Source organism: Neobacillus niacini, assembly GCF_030817695.1.
GTDB lineage: Bacteria > Bacillota > Bacilli > Bacillales > Cytobacillaceae > Neobacillus > Neobacillus niacini_F.
Genome location: NZ_JAUSZQ010000003.1, coordinates 314,005 through 338,664 on the forward strand (window position 1 = coordinate 314,005; position 24,660 = coordinate 338,664).

The 24,660-nt window shown below is 41.3% G+C and carries 16 protein-coding genes, 7 tRNA genes, 3 rRNA genes and 1 riboswitch; of the genes, 16 read left to right on the forward strand and 10 right to left on the reverse strand.

Going from position 1 to position 24,660, the window contains the following annotated elements:
• Positions 1-23 precede the first annotated feature (23 nt).
• The gene (locus tag QFZ28_RS25020) at positions 24-965 is read left to right on the forward strand and encodes a family 43 glycosylhydrolase (protein ID WP_307197345.1); all 942 of its coding nucleotides are present in this window, start codon (positions 24-26) and stop codon (positions 963-965) included.
• Between the two features lie 49 nt (positions 966-1,014).
• Here QFZ28_RS25020 and tatC read toward each other — a convergent pair whose 3' ends face one another.
• The 3 genes from tatC to QFZ28_RS25035 form a co-directional block, all read right to left on the reverse strand.
• A complete protein-coding gene (tatC, locus tag QFZ28_RS25025; protein WP_307197346.1) occupies positions 1,015-1,740 on the reverse strand; it encodes a twin-arginine translocase subunit TatC in 726 nt (241 codons plus the stop codon).
• A gap of 67 nt (positions 1,741-1,807) precedes the next feature.
• Positions 1,808-2,005: a twin-arginine translocase TatA/TatE family subunit gene (locus QFZ28_RS25030; RefSeq protein WP_307197347.1), complete on the reverse strand. Its 198-nt coding sequence runs from the start codon at positions 2,003-2,005 to the stop codon at positions 1,808-1,810.
• Positions 2,006-2,218: 213 nt separating this feature from the next.
• Positions 2,219-3,835: a PhoX family protein gene (locus QFZ28_RS25035; protein ID WP_307197348.1), complete on the reverse strand. Its 1,617-nt coding sequence runs from the start codon at positions 3,833-3,835 to the stop codon at positions 2,219-2,221.
• Positions 3,836-4,486: 651 nt separating this feature from the next.
• Here QFZ28_RS25035 and QFZ28_RS25040 point away from each other — a divergent pair.
• Positions 4,487-5,329: a VOC family protein gene (locus tag QFZ28_RS25040; RefSeq protein WP_307197349.1), complete on the forward strand. Its 843-nt coding sequence runs from the start codon at positions 4,487-4,489 to the stop codon at positions 5,327-5,329.
• A 71-nt stretch (positions 5,330-5,400) separates the two neighbouring features.
• Here QFZ28_RS25040 and QFZ28_RS25045 read toward each other — a convergent pair whose 3' ends face one another.
• The gene (locus QFZ28_RS25045; protein WP_307197350.1) at positions 5,401-6,300 is read right to left on the reverse strand and encodes a DMT family transporter; all 900 of its coding nucleotides are present in this window, start codon (positions 6,298-6,300) and stop codon (positions 5,401-5,403) included.
• A gap of 217 nt (positions 6,301-6,517) precedes the next feature.
• On the opposite strand from QFZ28_RS25045, the gene QFZ28_RS25050 reads away from it, so the two are divergent.
• The 12 genes from QFZ28_RS25050 (at position 6,518) to QFZ28_RS25105 (ending at position 17,077) form a co-directional block, all read left to right on the forward strand.
• A complete protein-coding gene (locus QFZ28_RS25050) occupies positions 6,518-9,742 on the forward strand; it encodes a DEAD/DEAH box helicase (RefSeq protein WP_307197351.1) in 3,225 nt (1,074 codons plus the stop codon).
• 458 nt (positions 9,743-10,200) lie between these two features.
• A 16S ribosomal RNA gene (locus tag QFZ28_RS25055) occupies positions 10,201-11,750 on the forward strand.
• A gap of 299 nt (positions 11,751-12,049) precedes the next feature.
• Positions 12,050-14,986, forward strand: a 23S ribosomal RNA gene (locus tag QFZ28_RS25060).
• A 78-nt stretch (positions 14,987-15,064) separates the two neighbouring features.
• Positions 15,065-15,180 (forward strand): 5S ribosomal RNA (gene rrf / locus QFZ28_RS25065).
• The 16S, 23S and 5S rRNA genes sit together here with 7 tRNA genes alongside, the layout of an rRNA operon.
• 39 nt (positions 15,181-15,219) lie before the next feature.
• A tRNA-Glu gene (locus tag QFZ28_RS25070) sits at positions 15,220-15,294 on the forward strand.
• Positions 15,295-15,387: 93 nt separating this feature from the next.
• Positions 15,388-15,463, forward strand: a tRNA-Val gene (locus QFZ28_RS25075).
• A gap of 30 nt (positions 15,464-15,493) precedes the next feature.
• A tRNA-Met gene (locus QFZ28_RS25080) sits at positions 15,494-15,570 on the forward strand.
• 49 nt (positions 15,571-15,619) lie between these two features.
• Positions 15,620-15,695: transfer RNA gene (locus QFZ28_RS25085), tRNA-His, on the forward strand.
• A gap of 10 nt (positions 15,696-15,705) precedes the next feature.
• Positions 15,706-15,780: transfer RNA gene (locus QFZ28_RS25090), tRNA-Gln, on the forward strand.
• A 14-nt stretch (positions 15,781-15,794) separates the two neighbouring features.
• Positions 15,795-15,868: transfer RNA gene (locus QFZ28_RS25095), tRNA-Gly, on the forward strand.
• An 8-nt stretch (positions 15,869-15,876) separates the two neighbouring features.
• Positions 15,877-15,950: transfer RNA gene (locus tag QFZ28_RS25100), tRNA-Ile, on the forward strand.
• 263 nt (positions 15,951-16,213) lie between these two features.
• A complete protein-coding gene (locus tag QFZ28_RS25105; RefSeq protein ID WP_307197352.1) occupies positions 16,214-17,077 on the forward strand; it encodes a nitroreductase family protein in 864 nt (287 codons plus the stop codon).
• A gap of 142 nt (positions 17,078-17,219) precedes the next feature.
• On the opposite strand, the gene QFZ28_RS25110 is transcribed toward QFZ28_RS25105, so the two are convergent.
• The 6 genes from QFZ28_RS25110 to QFZ28_RS25135 all read right to left on the reverse strand — a co-directional run bounded on the left by QFZ28_RS25110 (position 17,220) and on the right by QFZ28_RS25135 (position 22,179).
• The gene (locus tag QFZ28_RS25110) at positions 17,220-17,408 is read right to left on the reverse strand and encodes a hypothetical protein (protein ID WP_307197353.1); all 189 of its coding nucleotides are present in this window, start codon (positions 17,406-17,408) and stop codon (positions 17,220-17,222) included.
• A 142-nt stretch (positions 17,409-17,550) separates the two neighbouring features.
• Positions 17,551-18,339 carry a cytochrome c oxidase assembly protein gene (locus QFZ28_RS25115; protein ID WP_307197354.1) on the reverse strand — a complete coding sequence of 263 codons (789 nt, stop codon included), beginning with the start codon at positions 18,337-18,339 and terminating at the stop codon, positions 17,551-17,553.
• Positions 18,340-18,819, reverse strand: coding sequence for a DUF2243 domain-containing protein (locus QFZ28_RS25120; protein WP_307197355.1), 480 nt, complete (start codon positions 18,817-18,819; stop codon positions 18,340-18,342).
• Between the two features lie 140 nt (positions 18,820-18,959).
• A complete protein-coding gene (locus QFZ28_RS25125; RefSeq protein WP_307197356.1) occupies positions 18,960-19,586 on the reverse strand; it encodes a class I SAM-dependent methyltransferase in 627 nt (208 codons plus the stop codon).
• A gap of 117 nt (positions 19,587-19,703) precedes the next feature.
• Complete coding sequence (gene dapA, locus QFZ28_RS25130) at positions 19,704-20,582, reverse strand: 4-hydroxy-tetrahydrodipicolinate synthase (RefSeq protein WP_307197357.1); 879 nt, start codon at positions 20,580-20,582, stop codon at positions 19,704-19,706.
• Positions 20,583-20,709: 127 nt separating this feature from the next.
• Positions 20,710-20,890, reverse strand: a riboswitch (Lysine riboswitch).
• Between the two features lie 206 nt (positions 20,891-21,096).
• Positions 21,097-22,179 (reverse strand): branched-chain amino acid aminotransferase, encoded by a 1,083-nt coding sequence (locus QFZ28_RS25135; RefSeq protein WP_307197358.1) that lies wholly within the window; start codon positions 22,177-22,179, stop codon positions 21,097-21,099.
• 329 nt (positions 22,180-22,508) lie between these two features.
• Here QFZ28_RS25135 and QFZ28_RS25140 point away from each other — a divergent pair, with 329 nt between their 5' ends.
• On the forward strand, positions 22,509-23,357 hold the full coding sequence (locus QFZ28_RS25140) for a DegV family protein (RefSeq protein WP_307197359.1): 849 nt from the start codon (positions 22,509-22,511) through the stop codon (positions 23,355-23,357).
• Between the two features lie 402 nt (positions 23,358-23,759).
• On the forward strand, positions 23,760-24,620 hold the full coding sequence (locus QFZ28_RS25145; RefSeq protein ID WP_307197360.1) for an EamA family transporter: 861 nt from the start codon (positions 23,760-23,762) through the stop codon (positions 24,618-24,620).
• Positions 24,621-24,660 lie beyond the last annotated feature (40 nt).

Consider the following 24,660-nt stretch of genomic DNA (forward strand, 5'->3'; position numbering starts at 1 on the left):
TCAAACAATTGGAGGATTAAAATATGAATAACATAAAAGGCTTTGATAACGTAAATTTTTACGAAATCGATTGGGACCTAAAAGGTGATTTATGGGCCCACGATCCGGTTATAGCGAAGGACGGTTCTCGCTGGTATATTTTTCATACTGGAAATGGAATTCAAATAAAAACGTCTGAAGATGGGGTTAACTGGAAGCAGGCAGGACAAATATTCCCTACATTACCCGAGTGGTCTAAACAGTATGTACCTGAGAAAGAGGAAGAAAGTATTTGGGCACCAGATATATATTTCCACGATGGAACGTATTATATCTACTATTCTGTGTCTACCTTTGGTAAGAATACTTCCGCTATCGGATTAGTAACCAATACCACGCTTAACCCTGAAAATCCGGATTATAAATGGGTAGACAAGGGATATGTTATCCATTCAAGTGAGACTGACAACTACAATGCGATTGATGCTAATTTGATTTTCGACCAAGAAGGTGTGCCATGGTTGAATTTTGGTTCATTCTGGTCCGGAATCAAGCTCATTCAATTGGACCCTGTAACGATGAAGCTTGCTGAGGGTGCGAAGTTATTGTCGATTTCAAGCAGAACGGAACAGCCAAATACGATTGAAGCGCCTTTCATTGTCTATCGTAACGGCTATTATTATCAGTTTGTATCTTTTGATTTTTGCTGCCGTGGAATTGAAAGTACCTATAAAATTGTTGTGGGCCGATCAAAGAATATAACAGGGCCTTATTTTGATCGAGATGGGGTGTCGATGATGGAGGGAGGAGGAACCTTAATTGACGCAGGTGATGATAGATGGATAGGTCCTGGGCATTGTGCGGTTTATTTTTCAGGCGAATCGTCCCTTCTAGTCAACCACGCTTATGATGCCCTGAAAAAAGGAAAGCCAACGCTGCGGATTAAACCATTGTATTGGGATCAAGAAGGCTGGCCGCATATCTAAGAATAGAAAAAGACTTTGGGGAAGTGCGATCCCAAAGTCTTTTTTACAATTATTGTGGTGCCAAGTTTAATTTTTGTTTTCGCTTATAGACTACTTTTGATAATAATACACTGCACTCATATAAAAAGATAAGCGGGATAACTACCAAAATATCAGATAGGAAATCCGGCGGAGTGATTAAAACCGCAGTTACGATGAGAACAAAGTAGGAGTACTTGCGAATTTTTTGTAATCGGTATGGATTTAATACTCCAAGACTAGTTAAAAACATAATCACCACTGGAAGTTCGAATAAAAATCCAAAGGGCAGGGTCATATGCAGTAGAAACTTAAAATACTTTTCTGTTGTGAAAAAGGTCATAAACATACCCTCTGACATGGAGAGAAGGAACTGAAAAACAATCGGGAAAATGATAAAGTATCCGAAACTAATTCCAAGAATAAATAAAAGGAATAATGACGGTATATAAGCTAATGTTACTTTTCGCTCACTATCTTTCAAGGCTGGACGAACAAAAAGCCAAATTTGATAGGCTGCTATAGGTATCGTCCCTGAAATGGAAACCACACAGGCTAGCATCAGATATACCCATAAAATATCGCTTGGCCCTAAAATAGCCAGTTGTACCTCTAAGTCCTGAACCAGCCATTGATAAATATCTTGAACATAGACAAAGGCTGCAATAAATAAAACCAAAAAGGCGCCAAGTATGATGATCAGTCGTTTCCGTAATTCTTCAAAATGGCCAATCAAAGCCATGTCATGATTAGACATCCAAAATCCTCCTTAGAAAAAGAAGACGCAAGCACCATATTCTGCCTGCATCTTCCCGAAATAAGTGTTAAATAGTCTTTTCCTCTTTTTTAGGCTGTACTTTACTAGAGTCTTCATCGGAAACCAATTCACGTGTCGACTTTTTAAATTCCTTTAAAGTGGATCCCACAGCACGTCCTAATTCTGGTAACTTTGAAGGTCCGAAAATGATTAACGCAATGACTAAAACAAGAATTAAACCTGGAATGCCTATGTTCTGAAGCATAATTGTTGTACCCTCCTTTAGATAGCTTTTTTGGTCTGATTACGCTGATAGCAATATTGGAATAGCTTATACTTAGCTTTGTTTTTACAAAGATGACAACGAAAACTTTCTTCCTCTGAAATTAATTTTATATGAGGAACATACATAAGCTCCAAGGCATCCTTGACGTGGTTTGTACAAACAAACATGATGAAAAGTGCCCCTTCCACTTGATTATTTAAAGCTTCCACCCTGTACCGCTATTAAACAAGAACGTCCGAAAGTTTGACCAGGGTATGGATTCCATGTCTCTGGGTGCTGCACATCTAAGAATAATGTCTTTTCATCTGGAGTTAACCATGGACCTGTTACTTCACAGCCTTTTGGACCTGAAGCAAATTGGAAAGGTTCTCCGTAGTTCTTTCCATCAGTTGGAATCATGAATACTCCACAGTTTTTATAAGCAGCATACTGATTCGTTTCGGTTGCAAAGTAATCTTCTACAACCCAAAGGTTACCTTTGCTGTCAAAATGCAAGTTATCTGGGCAAGTAATCCCGCTTTGCTGACCGCCGGCAACAAATACTTCAAACGTGAATGATTCACTAGCATGATCACCATTAGCTGGAGCAAAGCGAACAATTTGACCATGGAAATTTCCGTGACCAGTATTGTTAGTTAATGCTAAGAAAACAGTACCATCATGAGGGTGAATTTCTACGTCTTCTGGACGGTCTAATTTTGTTCCGCCAACTAAAATACCAGCTTCACGTGCATTAGTTAGTACAGCAGCTTGGTCGGTATATTTCTCTTGCAATTTAGAATTTGTTGCATAATCAAGAGCAATCCATTTTTGCTGGCTCATACTTGCCACATATAATGTTCCGCTTTCCAAGATATCGAAGTTTGCTTCACGATTGGCAGGGTTAAATTTCTTGCTGCTAATGAATTTATAGAAACATGCGTCACTCTTATCATCGCCCATATAAACAACTACTCTGCCGTCATTTGTTAAGCCCATTGCTGTATTTTCATGAGCAAAGCGACCGAGGGCAGTGTGTTTGCGGACAGGTTTTTTTGGATCAAACGGATCTACCTCAACAACCCAGCCGTAATGACTATCATCGAAATTAGGCCATCCATAATCATCGCCATATTCGGTATTTTCTTCACAAGATAGGGCGGTATTCCAAAGTGTACGTCCGCCACTGCAGTTACCAAGGGAGCCAACTACGCTAGTAGCGCCATTTACAGCTTTACTGCCACGTGCAGGACCGGTTAATTCGATTTGAGTTGTACCATCGACACGGCGATTATATACATCATCTAACACAAGCTTCCATCCATCTTTTTCTTTCTTAACGTGGATGACAGAACCGCCGACTGCTTCTTTTTCCATCTTTAGAAGCTCAGGATAGTTTGCTAGATTTTCCTTTTTAAAAGTAGCTTCATTGATTCCTAACATCTTCATATAGTTTCCTGGTTCAGGGAACTCGTGATTTACCCAGATCAAGCCTTCTTCGGAATTGTTTCCGCCTTGTAAGCTATCTATTGGAAAGTAAACAGTTAGGTCAGCTGCATCCCCAAATATTTCACCCTTAGAATTTATCTTATCTCCATAAGAAGCAATAATAGAATAGTTGTATCCGTTAGGCAGTACCATATCGTTTTCCCATGTACGGCTAACTGGTTGGAACGGCGCAGTAAGTGATTTACCCTTTCCAGAAGGCTGTCCATTCATTAAGTGGTTTCCAGTCATTGCGTTTCCAGTTAAAGCCCCAATTCCTGATGAAGCTGCAACGAGTGCGGCAGTACCACTTCCAACATAGGTTAAAAATAAACGGCGATCCATATAATCATTCTCCTCTTTTAGCTGATTAAATATCTTTCTCCTAGATTATAGGCAGTCCAAAACCCAATGTTAATTAAGGTAGTGTAAAGATTTGTTAAGAAAACTTTAATTATTTTAATAATTTGTAAATTGCTGCTATCACTGTCACAAAAACCAAATTTTTGACGAAATAAACATATAGTTGTTTTTTAAGGGTTAAGTTCTGAGGTGCTTTTTTAAAATATGTGCCGGGTAACCAGCAAAAGTAAATAAGCGGAGATTTTCCGGTTAAATGCAAAATGGAGCTCGTTTCGGGGTTAATAAGCGGAGGTTTTCCGCTTATGCAAAGCAAAATCACCCATTTTCGAATTTTTTGAGTCAATAGGCGGAATCTCTCCGTCTATTAAGGCCTTTTTTAATTTTTTTTACTTATTAAGCGGAATTTCCCCGCCTATTTATCAGCTCGGGTGCTTAACTTGATCCCCCCAACCGATAAATGAGGACCCTCTTGATTATTAAGAATGCACCCGAAAACGGAATCCTTTAGTTATTTTTTAATGTGCGTTTATTTTGCAATAAATAAAGGAACATCTCTAATATAAGTATTAATAATGAATTTCTTTTTTGAGTTAATGAATAATAGTATTACAGTGTGATGGAGGGGATAAGACAATGGAAGGTTTTCATCAGAGTCCAAATATCTATGCAAGTGAAGTCAATATTAAAGTGAAAGATTTAGACAATGCACTAACTTTTTATCAAAATATTATGGGATTTAAGGTACTAGAGAAGACGGATAAGAAGGCCGTTCTAACTACTGATGGGAAAACACCGTTAGTAATGTTAGAACAGCCTGAAAATGTGATAGCTAAGGAAGAACACATGTCAGGACTTTATCACTTTGCTATTCTCCTTCCAAGCCGTGCTGATTTATCTGTGTTTTTACGTCATTTTCTTGGTACAGGATATGGGCTCGGTGCAGCGGATCATTATGTAAGTGAAGCACTTTATATTACGGATCCGGATGGTAACGGGATAGAAGTATACCGAGATCGCCCTTCAAACGAGTGGACATGGAAAAACGGATTGGTGGACATGGCAACAGTGGAACTAGATGGGAATAGTATCCTTGCGGAAAGTGACGCTGAATGGACAGGATTGCCGTCTGGAACGATTATGGGGCATATTCACCTTCACGTGGGAGATTTGCAGAAGGCAGAAGAGTTTTACACAAAGGGCCTTGGATTTAATATTGTAAGTTATTATCCACAGGCGGTCTTTTTATCAACAGGAGGTTATCACCATCATATTGCTATTAATACGTGGCAGGGAATAGGGGCCAAAACTCCACCCAAAAATAGTGTCGGACTAAATTGGTATACCCTCGTTTTTCCGGACGAAGGGGCGAGAGAATCAGCAATTGAACGCCTGAACCAACTAGGTGCAAGTGTCGAAAAAGAAGCAGATTATTATGTAACAAGTGATCCGTCAGGTAATCAAATAAGATTGAAATAGGTGGAATGAATACACAAAAACCTAATCCCTTATTAGCGAGATTAGGTTTTTTACTATTCTAGAGTACATTACTATGCAGTTTTGCTCATTCTAATATTCTTTTCTTTTGGCTTTTTAGAAGATACGTACACTCCTCCTAAAATTAAAATAAACCCAGTGATCATTGATAAGTGTATGTCTTCGTTAAGAACAATTGCACCCCAGAGCAAAGCGGATATTGGTACAAGATATGTGACTAAGGATGCAAATTCGGGGCTTCCTTTTTGAATACAATAATAATACAAGAGATAGGCTATGCCAGATCCGAAAACACCAAGACCAATTAATGAACCGAAAATAGAAGGTTCAAGTAACATTGTAATAATGGTCCCATCTGTGATTAGTACCATAATAAAACTAATAATTGCTGAAACTAACAATGTGCTAAAGGAAATCATAGTAATACTAACGGTTGATAAGTATTTCTTCGTAAGATGTGTTGAAGAACCGTAACATAGAGTAGCGCCAACCATCGTGAATAAACCAACAATGGACTGATCCTTAATATTCGTTGCATCAACACCAGACAGTATGATAATTCCAAAAAAACCTAGTGCAATTCCTAACCACTGAAATAACCGTAATTTATTATGAAAGAATAGAAATCCTATAATCAGTGTCCAAATCGGTGTTGTAGCATTTATCAAAGAAGCATAGCTGCTAGTAATTTTCGTCTCACTTAGCGCAATTAAGTACCAAGGAATAGCATTATTTAAAAGTGAAACTAGAATAATCATTCCCACCGGTAACCCTTTAAGTCCCTTCCATTCCTTTCGAAAGGCAATAATTAACAAAAGAATAACCGTTCCAAATAAACATCGTCCAAAAACGACTCCCCAAGCTCCGAGTGGCACAACTAAAAGCTTAATAAATAAAAAGGACAATCCCCAAATAAAACTAAGAGTAAATAAAGCCCCATATAACCTCGCCATCCTACTCATCCCCCATCCATACACAACGATAAACCAGCAGCCTTCTGTCGTCAATCACTATAATAATTACAAAAAGATTTGTTATAATGATAAACAGTGTGATGAAACAGTATGGGTGACAGGCACCGCTCGTGGACACTGTCCGTGTGGAATGGACAGTGGAAGTGAATGTCTTACACTTTTTTATATAAGTAAACCTTGGAGAGGAGCGGGACATGTGAATCTTACTTTAAGTCAGAAACAGATAAAAGAAATGTGCGGAACTGTCTCCTTTAAACGAGGGGATTCTTTTTATAGAGCGGGGAAAGTTTCGTTTGATTATGTAAGCAATAATCGTTGTGAGGCTACTGTTAAAGGTTCAGAAGACTTCTATGTCACTATAAATAAAGAAGAGAGCGGGGACATTCGGACAACATGCAGCTGCCCAACCCTTGCTTCCGTAAAAACCGAATGTCAGCATATTGCAGCTGTTTTACTAGCTATTTATGAACATCAACAGCAAGGAACAGTACCTAAAGTCCGAAGTGATGAACATGTTGATCCTTCAACAAGTCAGGCACTGACAAAAGGATTGCTCACTCTTTTCGCAAATCAACCCAAAAGGCCAAGCAGACATCAGCTTCATTTTGAGAATAGACAGGTTTTACGAGTGAAATTTCGATGTAAACCTGTGGATATCGAAAAGGGTAGGAAGCTGTTAGGGATAGAAATGGAGATTGAAGACAAAAAAATAACAAACATCCGCCAGTTTCTTTCTCAGCTAAAAGAAGGGCTTCCGAGTGCACTATCCGATACATTAATCTTTGATACAAGTCTTCATTGCTTTAATAAGGAGACAGATGATGTCATTCAGCAGCTATTTCTTATGCTTCAAGATGAAAAATCATACGTGAATGCAATGGCTGACAGCTTAAAAGAATCATCCTCCTCAGATCTTTTGCTCGTACCGCCCTCATCCTTTGAACAACTTTTACCTTTACTTATAAAAGCTCCACTAGTGAAAGTTGAAAATGATGGGGAAACATATGAAGGTCTTGTTCTAATGGAAAAAATGCTGCCTCTACAGTTTGTTTTTACGTCCTCAGTGGGAGGTGTCTGCTATCTCAGAATAAAGGGATTGAATCATTTAACTGTATTGGATTCTTACCACTTTGTTCTATATAAAGGTAAATTCATTAGGCTTGAAGAAAATGACAGCAAACGATTGGCCAACCTTAAAGAAATGCTCGAAGCTTCAAAAACAAATCAAATTGAGATCCCACAAGAACAAATGGACCCTTTTGTAGAAAATGTGGTTCCGGGTTTAAAAAGACTTGGTAAGGTTGAACTGCCTCCCAATTTAACGCGCGCCTATAGGGAAATGCCTTTGGTCGCCAAACTTTATTTGGATCGGTTAAAAAATCGCCTGCTGGCGGGCTTGGAGTTTCATTACGGAAATATCGTGATTAACCCGTTAGATATCCCCCGAGAATTGCAGAACGGCCTCGTACTAATAAGGGATTTAGAGAAGGAAAATCAAATCATCCAACTGATGGAAGAAAGCTCATTTGCTACCACCGATAGTGGCTATTACTTGCATAATGAAGAGTTGGAGTATGAGTTTTTATATCATGTTGTTCCTAAGTTGCAAAAGCTTGTCCAAATTTATGCAACAACCGCTGTCAGGAACCGGATTTTTAAAGAAAATACCATTCCAAGGATTAGAGTAAAGGTAATCAAAGAGCGAACAAATTGGCTGGAATTTAAATTTGATATGGATGGAATCCCGGAGAAACAGATAAAAGAGGTTTTATCCGCGCTTGAGGAAAAAAGAAAATATTATCGATTGTGGAATGGGGCGCTGCTCTCATTAGAAACCAGAGAATTTGAAGAAATTCAACGCTTTTTACAAGCAGCACCTGTACAGGCGGAGGATCTTGAAGCAGGGTTGAATGTACCCATACTTCGGGGATTAAAGCTGCTTGACTCTGTTGAAGATAACTCTACATTTACACTTGAGGAATCGTTCCGTCAGTTTTTAGATACCATTCAAAATCCCAATAGTATGCAGTTTGAGGTGCCTAATTTGGTAGCACCCATTTTGCGGGACTATCAAGTTCATGGCTATAAATGGTTGAAAACTCTGGCCAGTTATGGATTTGGAGGAATTCTTGCAGATGATATGGGACTAGGGAAAACACTTCAAAGTATTACCTATATTCTTTCAGAACTTCCTCACGTTCGCAAAAAAAATCTGCCGATATTGGTTGTCTGTCCTGCATCATTAACCTATAACTGGCTTAGCGAATTTAAGAAGTTTGCCCCAGGAGTGCATGCTGTCATATTAGATGGAAATAAATCAGAACGGACAGCTAAACAAAAACAAATTTTTGATTCAGACATTGTGATAACTTCATATCCTTTGCTGCGTAAGGATATACTCTGGTACGAGAAGCAAACTTTTCATACGGTGTTTTTTGATGAAGCTCAGGCATTTAAAAACCCTATAACGCAAACCGCTAGAACTGTAAAAAGAATCAAGGCGGATCACCGTTTTGCTCTAACTGGTACCCCTGTAGAAAACTCAACTGAGGAGCTGTGGTCGATTTTTCATGTTGTTTTCCCAGAACTATTTCAAGGGCTTAGGGATTTTAGTCACTTAACGAGAAAGCAGATTGCGAGAAGAGTCCGTCCGTTTTTACTTCGAAGGGTAAAGGAAGATGTTCTCTCAGAACTTCCTGAAAAAATAGAGTCTGTCGATTTAGTGGAGTTACTGCCAGAACAGAAAAAACTCTATGGAGCTTATTTAGCAAAACTAAGACATGACACGCTAAAGCATTTGGATAAAGACACCCTTAGAAAAAATAAAATTAAAATTCTCGCTGGTCTGACCAGACTCAGGCAAATCTGCTGCCATCCATCGTTGTTTATTGATGGATATAAAGGGAGTTCTGCTAAATTCGAACAGCTGCTAAGAATCTTAGAGGAATCCAGGCAGGCTGGAAGGAGAGTTTTGATATTTTCGCAGTTCACAAAAATGCTCCAGTTAATCGGCAGGGAAATGACGCTTCAAGGGATCCCTTATTTCTATCTTGATGGACAAACCCCATCAGAAGAAAGGTTAGAACTCACAAATCGGTTTAATTCAGGAGAGCGTGACCTTTTTCTTATTTCCTTAAAAGCAGGCGGAACGGGTCTGAATTTAACCGGTGCGGACACTGTTATCCTCTATGATCTATGGTGGAATCCAGCGGTTGAGGAACAAGCAGCAGACCGGGCGCACAGGATGGGGCAAACCAATATCGTGCAAGTCATTAAATTGGTTGCACGAGGTACAATAGAAGAAAAAATGAATCAACTTCAGGAGAAAAAAAGAGAATTAATAGAGGAAATTATCGATTCGAAAGATAAAGGAACTTCTACTCTAACGGAAGAAGATATTAGAGAGATATTAATGATCTGAAAAACATTCTTCGAGATCATAAGATATTTTAACTAATCAAACGTTTGATTAATTACCAACAAAAACTTTTATAAAAAAACTAATCAAACGTTTGATTAAACCAAAACACTTTGCCTATACTATAAAAATATTGTTATAAAAGTGTTGACTCTTTTTTAAAACAATAGTAATATAGTAATTCCCTCGGGGGAAACATTTTAAAACAAGGTGTTTCCTTATGAGTGAAAAGAAAATGGTTGACTTTTTGAATGATATAATGTAATATAATATACGTTGTCGATTACGAAAAAAAGATATTTTAAAAAAGTTATTGACACGAAACAACAAGAAATGTTATACTGATATCCTGTTGTGAAAAACACATTGTTCTTTGAAAACTAAACAAACAAGAACGTCAACAAAAAATATTAGTTTCTTCTATAGAAACTAGCCAACGTAACAAATGAGCTAAATCAACTTTCTTGGAGAGTTTGATCCTGGCTCAGGACGAACGCTGGCGGCGTGCCTAATACATGCAAGTCGAGCGAATCTTAAGGTGCTTGCACCTTATGGTTAGCGGCGGACGGGTGAGTAACACGTGGGCAACCTGCCTGTAAGACTGGGATAACTTCGGGAAACCGGAGCTAATACCGGATAATCCTTTTCCTCTCATGAGGAAAAGCTGAAAGTCGGTTTACGCTGACACTTACAGATGGGCCCGCGGCGCATTAGCTAGTTGGTGAGGTAACGGCTCACCAAGGCGACGATGCGTAGCCGACCTGAGAGGGTGATCGGCCACACTGGGACTGAGACACGGCCCAGACTCCTACGGGAGGCAGCAGTAGGGAATCTTCCGCAATGGACGAAAGTCTGACGGAGCAACGCCGCGTGAGCGATGAAGGCCTTCGGGTCGTAAAGCTCTGTTGTTAGGGAAGAACAAGTACCGGAGTAACTGCCGGTACCTTGACGGTACCTAACCAGAAAGCCACGGCTAACTACGTGCCAGCAGCCGCGGTAATACGTAGGTGGCAAGCGTTGTCCGGAATTATTGGGCGTAAAGCGCGCGCAGGCGGTCCTTTAAGTCTGATGTGAAAGCCCACGGCTCAACCGTGGAGGGTCATTGGAAACTGGGGGACTTGAGTACAGAAGAGGAAAGCGGAATTCCACGTGTAGCGGTGAAATGCGTAGAGATGTGGAGGAACACCAGTGGCGAAGGCGGCTTTCTGGTCTGTAACTGACGCTGAGGCGCGAAAGCGTGGGGAGCAAACAGGATTAGATACCCTGGTAGTCCACGCCGTAAACGATGAGTGCTAAGTGTTAGAGGGTTTCCGCCCTTTAGTGCTGCAGCTAACGCATTAAGCACTCCGCCTGGGGAGTACGGCCGCAAGGCTGAAACTCAAAGGAATTGACGGGGGCCCGCACAAGCGGTGGAGCATGTGGTTTAATTCGAAGCAACGCGAAGAACCTTACCAGGTCTTGACATCCTCTGACACTCCTAGAGATAGGAATTTCCTCTTCGGGGGACAGAGTGACAGGTGGTGCATGGTTGTCGTCAGCTCGTGTCGTGAGATGTTGGGTTAAGTCCCGCAACGAGCGCAACCCTTGTTCTTAGTTGCCAGCATTCAGTTGGGCACTCTAAGGAGACTGCCGGTGACAAACCGGAGGAAGGTGGGGATGACGTCAAATCATCATGCCCCTTATGACCTGGGCTACACACGTGCTACAATGGATGGTACAAAGGGCTGCAAGACCGCGAGGTTTAGCCAATCCCATAAAACCATTCTCAGTTCGGATTGTAGGCTGCAACTCGCCTACATGAAGCCGGAATCGCTAGTAATCGCGGATCAGCATGCCGCGGTGAATACGTTCCCGGGCCTTGTACACACCGCCCGTCACACCACGAGAGTTTGTAACACCCGAAGTCGGTGGGGTAACCGCAAGGAGCCAGCCGCCTAAGGTGGGACAGATGATTGGGGTGAAGTCGTAACAAGGTAGCCGTATCGGAAGGTGCGGCTGGATCACCTCCTTTCTAAGGAATATGCAGTCCTTGTGGACTGATAAACGTTGACCGCTACTTGTTTGTTTAGTTTTGAGAGTGCAATTTCTCTCATAAAACATTTGCTCCTGCGCCAAAGCGTATTCGAAGGTGTTATCCTTCAGCTCGTCGCAAGGCAGCATGATGTAAAGCTCTGAAGTTTAATCACGATGTGATTGAAATCAGTAGCCTCGTTCCTTGAAAACTAGATAATCGTAAGAAGAAGTCAAAGTAAAACCGAGAATCGCCACATTAGTTTTTCTCTCTTATTTTAATAAGAGTATAACCATTTAGGTTAAGTTAGAAAGGGCGCACGGTGGATGCCTTGGCACTAGGAGCCGATGAAGGACGGGACTAACACCGATATGCTTCGGGGAGCTGTAAGTAAGCTTTGATCCGGAGATTTCCGAATGGGGGAACCCACTGCTCGTAATGGAGCAGTATCTTTACCTGAATACATAGGGTATTGAAGGCAGACCCGGGGAACTGAAACATCTAAGTACCCGGAGGAAGAGAAAGCAAACGCGATTCCCTGAGTAGCGGCGAGCGAAACGGGACATAGCCCAAACCAAGAGGCTTGCCTCTTGGGGTTGTAGGACACTCAACATGGAGTTACAAAGGAACGGGGTAGATGAAGCGATCTGGAAAGGTCCGTCATAGAAGGTAAAAACCCTGTAGTTGAAACTTCGTTCCCTCCTGAGTGGATCCTGAGTACGGCCGGACACGTGAAATCCGGTCGGAAGCTGGGAGGACCATCTCCCAAGGCTAAATACTCCCTAGTGACCGATAGTGAACCAGTACCGTGAGGGAAAGGTGAAAAGCACCCCGGAAGGGGAGTGAAAGAGATCCTGAAACCGTGTGCCTACAAGTAGTCAGAGCCCGTTTATGGGTGATGGCGTGCCTTTTGTAGAATGAACCGGCGAGTTACGATCCCATGCAAGGTTAAGTTGAAGAGACGGAGCCGCAGCGAAAGCGAGTCTGAATAGGGCGTATGAGTATGTGGTCGTAGACCCGAAACCAGGTGATCTACCCATGTCCAGGGTGAAGTCCAGGTAACACTGGATGGAGGCCCGAACCCACGCACGTTGAAAAGTGCGGGGATGAGGTGTGGGTAGCGGAGAAATTCCAATCGAACTTGGAGATAGCTGGTTCTCTCCGAAATAGCTTTAGGGCTAGCCTCACGTTGTAAGAGTCTTGGAGGTAGAGCACTGTTTGGACTAGGGGCCCTCATCGGGTTACCGAATTCAGACAAACTCCGAATGCCAAAGACTTATCCGTGGGAGTCAGACTGCGAGTGATAAGATCCGTAGTCAAAAGGGAAACAGCCCAGACCACCAGCTAAGGTCCCAAAGTTTACGTTAAGTGGAAAAGGATGTGGAGTTGCTTAGACAACCAGGATGTTGGCTTAGAAGCAGCCACCATTTAAAGAGTGCGTAATAGCTCACTGGTCGAGTGACTCTGCGCCGAAAATGTACCGGGGCTAAACGTAACACCGAAGCTGTGGATTGACACCATATGGTGTCAGTGGTAGGAGAGCGTTCTAAGGGCGTTGAAGCTAGACCGTAAGGACTGGTGGAGCGCTTAGAAGTGAGAATGCCGGTATGAGTAGCGAAAGATGGGTGAGAATCCCATCCACCGTATGCCTAAGGTTTCCTGAGGAAGGCTCGTCCTCTCAGGGTTAGTCGGGACCTAAGCCGAGGCCGAAAGGCGTAGGCGATGGACAACAGGTTGATATTCCTGTACCACCTCTTTATCGTTTGAGTGATGGGGGGACGCAGGAGGATAGGGTAAGCGCACTGTTGGATATGTGCGTGTAAGCAGTTAGGCTGGTAAGTAGGAAAATCCGCTTACCGTTAAGGCTGAGCTGTAATGCCGAGGGAAATATAGTACCGAAGTTCCTGATTCCACACTGCCAAGAAAAGCCTCTAGCGAGATAAAAGGTGCCCGTACCGCAAACCGACACAGGTAGGCGAGGAGAGAATCCTAAGGTGAGCGAGAGAACTCTCGTTAAGGAACTCGGCAAAATGACCCCGTAACTTCGGGAGAAGGGGTGCTTTTTGAGGTGAATAGCCTCGAAGAGCCGCAGTGAATAGGCCCAGGCGACTGTTTAGCAAAAACACAGGTCTCTGCGAAGCCGCAAGGCGAAGTATAGGGGCTGACGCCTGCCCGGTGCTGGAAGGTTAAGAGGAGGGGTTAGCGCAAGCGAAGCTCTGAATCGAAGCCCCAGTAAACGGCGGCCGTAACTATAACGGTCCTAAGGTAGCGAAATTCCTTGTCGGGTAAGTTCCGACCCGCACGAAAGGCGTAACGATCTGGGCACTGTCTCAACGAGAGACTCGGTGAAATTATAGTACCTGTGAAGATGCAGGTTACCCGCGACAGGACGGAAAGACCCCGTGGAGCTTTACTGTAGCCTGATATTGAATTTTGGTACAGCTTGTACAGGATAGGTAGGAGCCTGAGAAACCGGAGCGCCAGCTTCGGTGGAGGCGTCGGTGGGATACTACCCTGGCTGTATTGAAATTCTAACCCTCACCCCTTATCGGGGTGGGAGACAGTGTCAGGTGGGCAGTTTGACTGGGGCGGTCGCCTCCTAAAGAGTAACGGAGGCGCCCAAAGGTTCCCTCAGAATGGTTGGAAATCATTCGCAGAGTGTAAAGGCACAAGGGAGCTTGACTGCGAGACCTACAAGTCGAGCAGGGACGAAAGTCGGGCTTAGTGATCCGGTGGTTCCGCATGGAAGGGCCATCGCTCAACGGATAAAAGCTACCCCGGGGATAACAGGCTTATCTCCCCCAAGAGTCCACATCGACGGGGAGGTTTGGCACCTCGATGTCGGCTCATCGCATCCTGGGGCTGTAGTCGGTCCCAAGGGTTGGGCTGTTCGCCCATTAAAGCGGTACGCGAGCTGGGTTCAGAACGTCGTGAGACAGTTCGGTCCCTATCCGTCGTGGGCGCAGGAAATTTGAGAGGAGCTGTCCTTAGTACGAGAGGACCGGGATGGACGCACCGCTGGTGTACCAGTTGTCTTGCCAAAGGCATCGCTGGGTAGCTATGTGCGGACGGGATAAGTGCTGAAAGCATCTAAGCATGAAGCCCCCCTCAAGATGAGATTTCCCATAGCGTCAAGCTAGTAAGAACCCTGAAAGATGATCAGGTTGATAGGTCAGAGGTGGAAGCGTGGTAACATGTGGAGCTGACTGATACTAATCGTTCGAGGACTTAACCAATTTTTAAAGGTGAACTCGTTTTACAAACTTCTTCTGAAATTATCTAGTTTTGAGGGAATGAAACCTCAAAATAAATAGTCTGGCAGCAATGGCGAGAAGGTCACACCCGTTCCCATACCGAACACGGAAGTTAAGCTTCTCAGCGCCGATGGTAGTTGGGACTTTGTCCCTGTGAGAGTAGGACGTTGCCAGGCATTGCCCCCTTGGGGTTTTTATTTTGTGAATTTTTGAATGGCCCCTTGGTCAAGTGGTTAAGACACCTCCCTTTCACGGAGGTAACACGGGTTCGAATCCCGTAGGGGTCACCAGAATTTTTTTCGCGATAGCGAAAAATAATTTTCCATTCGCGATAGAGAAAATAACGTTCCATCGCGATAGCGAAAAATAACTTTCCATACTATGGAGGATTAGCTCAGCTGGGAGAGCATCTGCCTTACAAGCAGAGGGTCGGCGGTTCGATCCCGTCATCCTCCACCATAAATATTATTTTATTTTCGTTAATATTGCCGCGGGGTGGAGCAGTCTGGTAGCTCGTCGGGCTCATAACCCGAAGGTCGCAGGTTCAAATCCTGTCCCCGCAACCAATTAAATTAACTAGGTTTACAATTTTTAAACCTCAACTATATAATTTTGGCGGTTGTGGCGAAGTGGTTAACGCACCTGATTGTGGTTCAGGCATTCGTGGGTTCGATTCCCATCAGCCGCCCCATTTAACATATTGGGCTATAGCCAAGCGGTAAGGCATCGCACTTTGACTGCGACATGCGTTGGTTCAAATCCAGCTAGCCCAGCCATTTTTTCTTTATTTGCGGGTGTAGTTTAGTGGTAAAACCTCAGCCTTCCAAGCTGATGTTGTGAGTTCGATTCTCATCACCCGCTCCAATAATTAAGGGCCTATAGCTCAGCTGGTTAGAGCGCACGCCTGATAAGCGTGAGGTCGATGGTTCGAGTCCATTTAGGCCCATAAATACTTAGAAAAGAGTGATTGCTAATAATAGTAATCGCTCTTTTTTTTGCTGATTTATTTTTACCTTCTAATCGTTACTTCAATCATCAATTATTCAGGTTAAAGGTAACGAATAGCAATAATCATGAAAGGTGCATCGTTTTTCGAATGGATAAAAATCAATGTTTTATTAGTAGCTGATGATTGTGAAAGGTTACAATAGGGGTGGGATACCATTAAAGATTTCCTCAAATAAATGTGTTTATAGAAAGGGGGATTCTATGATTTTTGAAAGGTCGATCATAGACACCATGAAAAAACGCCAATCCGTTCGAAACTTTGAAACTAAAAATATTGATAAATCCCTTGTTGAGAGAATAAAGGAATACATAAGTAATAAAGAGAACTTAGTTGGACCATTCGGAAATAAGGGGAGAATGGAGTTTATTCAAGTAACCAATAACGTAAGTGATAAAGGCATTAAGCTGGGCACATATGGATTTATTAAAAATCCACAGGCATATTTAGTAGGTGTGGCACAAAACTGTAAATACAGCCTCGTTGAGTTTGCGTACACCTTTCAAAAACTAGTTGTATGGTTAACGGGGTTAGAAATCGGTACTTGCTGGATGGGAGGAACGTTCAACCGAAATTCCTTTGAACAGGAAATCCAGCTAGAGGATGGGGTGTTTATCCCCTGCATAACACCAATCGGCTACCCGAACCAAAAACAACGGGTATTTGATAAGGCACTCCGGTACGTTGTAAAAGCTGATAATAAGAAGCCTTGGGATCAACTGTTTTACGATTCAACATTTGAAGTCCCATTGAACAAAGAAAATGCAGGTTTACTTGAAATTCCAATTGAAATGGTTAGGATTGGACCATCTGCTTCCAATAAACAGCCTTGGAGACTGCTATTGTCTCGCGATAGAAAGGTTTGTCATTTTTTCATTGAGCATACACCGAATTACAGTTCTAAATTGGGATATGATATGCAGCTTTTAGATATAGGAATTGCCATGTGTCAGTTCGAATTAGCATGTAAGGAATTAAATGTTGAAGGACGTTGGTCTGTTGCAAATCCAACTATAAAACTCCCAAACGAGAATTTTGAGTACATTGTCAGTTGGAACACCCTTTAATGAACCACGACTGTAGTAGTTAGAAATTGTTACCCGGCAGAAGTAAAAACTAATCAAACGTTTGATTAAATGGGGGGACACCTTTAACTAAAAGGATTTTCAAAAGAAATAGAAAAACTAATCAAACGTTTAATTAACTTAATTATGACTTTGAAAGCTCCACTTTTCTTTTTTCAATATCCATTGCTGATACAATATATGCGAATCCATTCATTAGAAAGTAAATAACATTAGACTGTACCCGTTCAGTTTCTCCTAAATAAGTATTTAAGATAATGATGACAGAGTATAAGACTACAAAAAATAGAGCGATTTTATTAAAGATTTCCATCTGAACAACTCCTTTTTTAGGATACTTATTTTTATCTTATTTAATTAGAGTTAAACTTATGCAGGGCATGAGGCATTTGTAATTGTTTCTTCTGGGGAGCACAAAAAACCTGTTCAGATCCATACAGGCTTTCCAACTTATTTTAATGATTTAACGCTGCCGAGGTTCGTGGTCGTGCCGCTTTATACCATTGCCGGCAAAATAAGAATATCAAGCCAATTTCTATTATATCTCCACCATAATACATAATCATTCCTCCCGCTTGGGCCTGGTCAATTGGTACACCGGCTGGGGGATAGGCATAAATGTATTTTGAAAGGACACTGTGGGCCGCTAAAGATAGGATTAATATAATAGCACGATAAATAAAACTATATCTGTGGGGTGTGGGGTCAAGATAGATAATCGAAACGGTATAGAGATAACCTGCTAAGAATACGTGTAGATGTACAACCGTATGAAGAAGGGCGTTATGCTGCATCGCCGAGTACAGCTCTGTCGTATACAATACCCATAAGCCTCCGATATTGAGTATGGAGGCAGCAATCGGATGACAATAAATGCTAACGGGGAAACTCTTTAACATTCGGGATAGTTTTCTAGCATGTCCAACTCCGAGTGTTCTCATCAGAAGTGTCATAGGAGCAGCATGTGCTAGAAAGAGCGGAGCCAGCATTCCGAGGAACAAATGGCCAACCATATGCGCCATGAAATTTTCATGGGCAGCGTTGGCGATAGGACCTATTAATGCAGCTGCAGCGCAAAGAACGCCGCTTACCCAGTAGACGTACCGGTAAATGGGCCACTTTTTATGACCTTGGTTTGAGACTAGTGCTAATAGAAGATAAATCGAAACAGCCAGGACAAAAGGGAGAGCCAAAAGAAGTTCGTTCGGCAGTTCACTTGCATGATGGGCATGATTATGTATCATTTAGGCGGTTCCTTCCATGACTTTTGATTCTCGGCCTGTCCGAAATATGATAAATAACCCAGCAATTAGCATGATAGCGGCAAGGATGTTCCATACCCAATCGTAAGGCGCAATCTCCACATTATAACGAATTTGATGGATCCTCATTAATTTATGTTGAACCGTGCCATCGAATAAATTAAACCCGCCTCCACCGATGAGAAATCCTCCAAACCATCTCTTTGGCCACCAAGCATTTCTTCGCCGGAGATCAGAAACAAGAAATGCTCCTGCAACAGTTGAGAACCAGCTAAACGCATGAAAAATCCCATCTGATACCAGTCCAATATCAGGGGTAAATTTATCATAAAAATGGTGCCAATGCAGAATCTGATGAAAAACAGCCTCGTCGATAAAAGCAACAAAACCTATTCCTAGTAAGCAGCCCGAAAAAAGATTTCGTCCTGAATAGGCAGAGCGATCAGCATGATTTGTTGTCATAATTTTCTCCTTTATTCCACATTTTTCCTCGGTATTTAGTTTAACCAGCACCAAGAAAATCCAAACAGCCATTAAATTTCATTACATGGTTGGGAAGACAGGAAAGAAATGTGAAAAAAGAACTGCTAAAAGTTTATCTATTACAATTTCTGACACTTTATCATTAAAAATTTAAATGGAGGCTTACTTCCCATATTCTTATGTGGCTCAACAACTTCCGTAATTTCTAACAATCCATATTTTCCAAACTCTTGGTTCACCGAGTCAGAATCATAAAAAAACATTTTTACCCCTTCTCTGATCTCAAAATAGTCTTTACCTAGTTGTTTGCCCTTTCCAAACATGGGAGCTTCTTTTGAAATAGTAGTAAAAATCATATATCCGTTTGGCTTTAACTGATTGTAGCAATCCTTAATAAACTTCTCTCTCTCACGATGATTCAATAAGTGAATAAGTGCATAACAAAATATACCGTCATAAAGTTTGTTATCAAAAGGCATATCGGTCACTGAACCATGGAAAATACTAAAATTAAGCTCATTTTGCCTTGCTATTTCTATTGCAGTTTTTGAGATTTCAATCCCTGTTACATTGATTCCGTTATCAATAAAAACCTTGGCATTTCTGCCATATCCAATACCGGGGATCAATATATCTTTAACTTTCTTTTCAAGGAAAAAGTCCTTTGTTAAGAAGGCGGAATCTGAAGGTTCAAATCCCCACATCGTTTGATTTTCTATAAAACTTGATTCCCAACATTCTGTCATACCGTTCACCTCCTTTACAGCTATTGGCTTGTTCACGAAATTATATCAAATTTCAACATTAGATTAAAACTTAGCCTTAATAAAAAAAGCCTGCCCCATGGAGGGACAGGATAAGGTTTATACTAATGATTTAATGGGCAGGACTTTTTGAAGTGCGATTTTTTCCTCTTCATTTAAAGGAACTAATGGCAGTCGGACTTCTCCAACCTGGACACCTTGCATATTTAATGCGGTCTTTACAGGTGTAGGGTTCGGCGCTGTAAATAAGGCTTTCATAATGGGAAGGAGGCTGCGATGAATAACAGCTGCTTCTTGAACATGGCCATTTTTAAACAGAGTAACCATTTCCTGCATTTGATTGCCAATGATATGCGAAGCAACGGATACAACACCTGCACCGCCGATTGCTAGAACTGGTAAGGTTAATGCATCATCACCGCTGTACAAAGTAAATGTATCTGGAGTACGGTCAATGATTTCTGCCATAGCATCTAGATTACCGCTTGCTTCTTTTACTGCCACAATATTACTAATTTCAGAGAGACGGACAATAGTCTCTACTGAGATGTTGACAGCACTGCGTCCGGGAATATTATAAAGCATTACTGGTAAGGAAGTAGCTTCCGCAATGGCTTTAAAGTGCTGAAACAAACCTTCTTGAGATGGCTTATTATAATAGGGACCAACGAGCATAATTCCATCAACGCCTGCTTCTTCCGCCTGTTTCGTTAGGCTGATAGAAGCTCTCGTGTTATTTGAGCCAGTTCCAGCAATGACAGGGACTCTGCCGGCTGCAACCTCGACCACGAATTTAAATAACGAAATTTTTTCCTCTGTTGTTAATGTTGGAGATTCTCCAGTGGTTCCTGCAACTACTAATCCATCCGTACCATTATCAATTAAGTAATTAACTAGTGTTTTAGCTGCGTTAAAGTCAATCTCTCCATGTTGATCAAATGGCGTCACCATAGCTGTTAAAACTTGGCCAAAAATCATCAAGCTCACCCTTTACATAATTTTTAATAAAAATTAGAGGTAGATCAGGTCAATCAATAGTAAACGCAAAAAAGCAGCAACGAAGGCTCGCTACTGCAGTAGAAACATAATTTAAAACCGTTCCTTTGCGTAAGATAGCCCTCCATATAGTCACCTATATGACAGTTCTGTATTTATTCAACAGCAGAACCAGCGGCATAGACAAATGAGATTCTATCCACTTCGGCAAATTCCCCTTTCCACAATCATCATAGGACCTCATTATCCTCCAACTGTGTACTAATGGTCTTTGCGCCTCTATCCTCACTTCAAAAGGTAATGAAGTAAGAAAATATTTAATTATATATAAATATACCAGAAAATTCTATACTATTCAAGAGAAAGGTGCCTGTCACCAAAACGGTCACCCGCAGTCTGCGGTGACCGTTTTGGTGACAGGCACCACCCGTGGACACTGTCCACCTCAGGCGGACAGCCCCAGCTTATCTGGATTTTTCTATTCAGTATATTAATATTAAACCTCTACTTCAGTAACTTTCACTGTCCAATTAAATGGATCTTCTTTTTTCCCAAGTTGTATCCCTGTCAGTTCATTATAAATATCCTGAGACAACTGACCGATATTATTGCCATTGATGGTAATAGATTGGTCTTTCCAAGTAAGTTCACCTACAGGAGAAATAACAGCAGCGGTTCCTGCTCCAAAAACTTCCTCGAGTTCACCACGCTGGTGTGCAGCAAATACTTCTTCGATAGAGATTTTCTCCTCGCGTACAGGAATGTTCCAATATTTTAGTAATTCAATAACTGAATCACGGGTGACACCTGGCAAAATACTGCCATTTAACCTTGGAGTTACCACTTCTCCTTTAATCTTAAAGAAGATATTCATGCTGCCGACTTCTTCGACATATTTATTCTCTTTCGCGTCAAGCCAAAGGATTTGGGCATAGCCGCCTGCATCTGCCTTTTCTTGTGCTTTCAAGCTGGCTGCATAGTTGCCAGCGGTCTTCACATGGCCAACTCCGCCAATTACCGCGCGGACATATTGCTCTTCCACGTATATTTTAACTGGACTTAATTGGCTGCCATAATAAGCACCAGACGGAGAGAGAATGACGAGCAGCTTATATTGGTTGGCTGGACGTACACCTAGATAGGGCTCTGTTGAAAAAATAAATGGACGAATATAAAGGGATGTACCTTCACCATTAGGAACCCAATCTTTTTCGGTAACAATTAATTGTTTAATACCTTCTAATAAAAATTCCTCATCAATTCGGGGAATACAAAGCCTATCGCATGAGTCATTTAATCGCTTCATATTTTTCTCTGGACGGAAAAGCTGGATAGAGCTATCTGGCGTCTTATATGCCTTCATCCCTTCAAAGATAGCTTGTCCATAGTGAAAAACCATCGACGAAGGCTCGAGCGTTAACGGCTCATAAGGAGTAATTCTCGGATTAAACCAGCCTAGGTCACTATGATAATCCATTTCAAACATGTAATCACTGAAATACCTTCCGAAACCGAGCGAAGCTGTATCAGGCTTCGTTTTTAATTGTTCTCTTTGAATAAATGTAATCTCCTGCTTCATGCTCACACCTCATTTTTAATAATAGGTTCAGTTTTAAACACAATTCAATCAATCTAAACTGAAATATGTCGAAACCGCTAATAATTATATTTTTGAAATAGTAAAAATACTTTTCTATACTATACCATTATTTTAATTCAAACAGGTTAATTTTGATTTTATTTTTGTCTAAGCAGTGACAATCGTACGTCCTATACCAAAAAACTCTGTCATATATGACAAATATAACTTGTGAGTAATTATCAATTTTTGTAATGTAACCTCGTTACAACACTACTATTTTAAGTTCATCCTATGTAGATAAGAGAATTTTGAAGGAAAGTGATAAAATGAACAAGCCTAAAATTGCATTGATTACGGATACGACTGCCACTCTTAGTCAAGAGTTTGTTAAAAAGCACCATATACATGTTATTCCCTTGCATGTTGTCATTAATTATACATTTTACAAAGAAACAATTGATATTACTGCAGAAGATTTCTATGAGCGTATGAAAAATGAGGAAGGGAAATTCCAATCATCTCAGCCAAATATCGGAGACATCGTTGAACTCTATGAAAAGTTGAAAGAAGAATATGACTTTGGAATTGCCATTCACGCCTCCAGTACCTTAACTGGCACCTATCAAACCTCTGTGATGGCAGCAGAAATGGCTGGATTTAAATTATTTGCGATTGATTCACATACCGGTTCCTATCCTTTATCGTTTCTTGTGAAAAGAGGGGTAGAGCTAGTTGAAAAGGGTATCGATATTGACGAGGTTGTTTCACAATTAAACTCTTTACGCGAACACACTCGATTATTTTTGGTACCATCTAACTTGGATCAGCTTCATAAAAGCGGCAGGGTATCTGGCAGTCAAAAAATACTGGCCTCACTCTTTAATATCAAGCCGATTTTATCCATTGAAGATGGAGCCGCAAAGATAAAAGATAAAGTCCGCACTGAAAAAAAGGCGCTAGCTTGGCTGGTAAATAATTTAAAAGAAGACCTAGAAACAAAAACAGTCAAGAAAGTGGCGATTGTCCATGCGAACGATCGAGAAAAGGCAGAGGGTCTGGAACAAATCATAAATGAAACATTCCCAACTATTGAAACAGAAAAGTTAATGCTCATCACCGTTGCAGGTGTGCATACAGGTGTTGGAACACTTGGTCTTTCATGGGTTACCGAATAAAAAAAATAAGAGACACCCTATCCATTGTAATAGGGTGTCTCTTATCATTATGCTATAATTTCGAATGTCGAGACTAAAATTAGTACCTTACGTCATTCATCTTCCGTATAAGCTTCCGTTGTCGTATCTCTGCAATCCCAGCATTCACTTCGATTTCTCTCTGGGAGAGATAATTCGTTTCCACAAGAAATACAGATATCCATAAGACGAGACTCCCCTTTCCAGTGAAAATTTGGTTTTAAACTATATATATTCATCCCTGGTAAAAATATTTCATTTAATTCTCGACAAAAAGGATGTATGACACACTCATGCTTCCATTAAATAACAACTTACTTATCTTTTGAGGTATAGACTTACTATAAAACATGTAAATATAGAAAAAGGCAGGTGTAAAATGAAATGAGTATCATATTAGCGTTATTGGCGGCCTTGTTTGCTTCATTCACAGCAATTTTAGCAAAAGTAGGAATTGAAAATGTAAATTCCAACCTAGCAACTGCCGTTCGAACAATTGTGGTCTTAATCATGGCGTTTATCATGGTGATGATAACAGGAAAGCTTGAGACAATTTCTCAGATTTCAACTACCGCTCTATGGTTTATTCTGTTATCTGGTTTTGCGACGGGCTTTTCCTGGTTATTTTTCTTTAAAGCTCTCGCCATTGGTGATGTTTCCAAAGTTGTACCGATTGATAAATCGAGCGTAGTGCTTACGATTATTTTTTCAATCCTAGTCTTAGGGGAGCCGGCGGAACCTTTGATTATGGCTGGGGGAGCAATTATAGCAATTGGAACATTTATTTTGATTGGAAAAAATGAAGAGAAGAAACGATTCTCAGGATCGCAGCGTTATATTGTGTACGCGATTTTAGCAGCTGTATTTGCCGCCTTAACGTCAATACTGGCAAAAGTCGGTATGGAAGGGGTCGATTCCAATGTCGCTACTTTTCTACGCACTGTCGTGATCCTGTTATTTGCGTGGGTAATCGTATTTTTCCAAGGAACTAATAAGAAGTTGAAAGACATTTCGAAAAAGGGGTACGTCTTTTTAGTGTTATCCGGGGTGGCTACTGGCTTATCTTGGCTATGCTATTTTGCTGCTCTTGCGATGGGGAAAGTTTCAATTGTCGCCCCCATAGACAAATTTAGCGTTGTCGTCACGATGATATTAAGTTTTGTTATTTTAAAAGAAAAAGCGGCTAAACATACGATAATCGGCGGTATTGTCATAACGATTGGGACTGTACTACTGATTCTATAAGCAAAAAGTAAAAGCTTGAGCGGAGATAACCCCGCTCAAG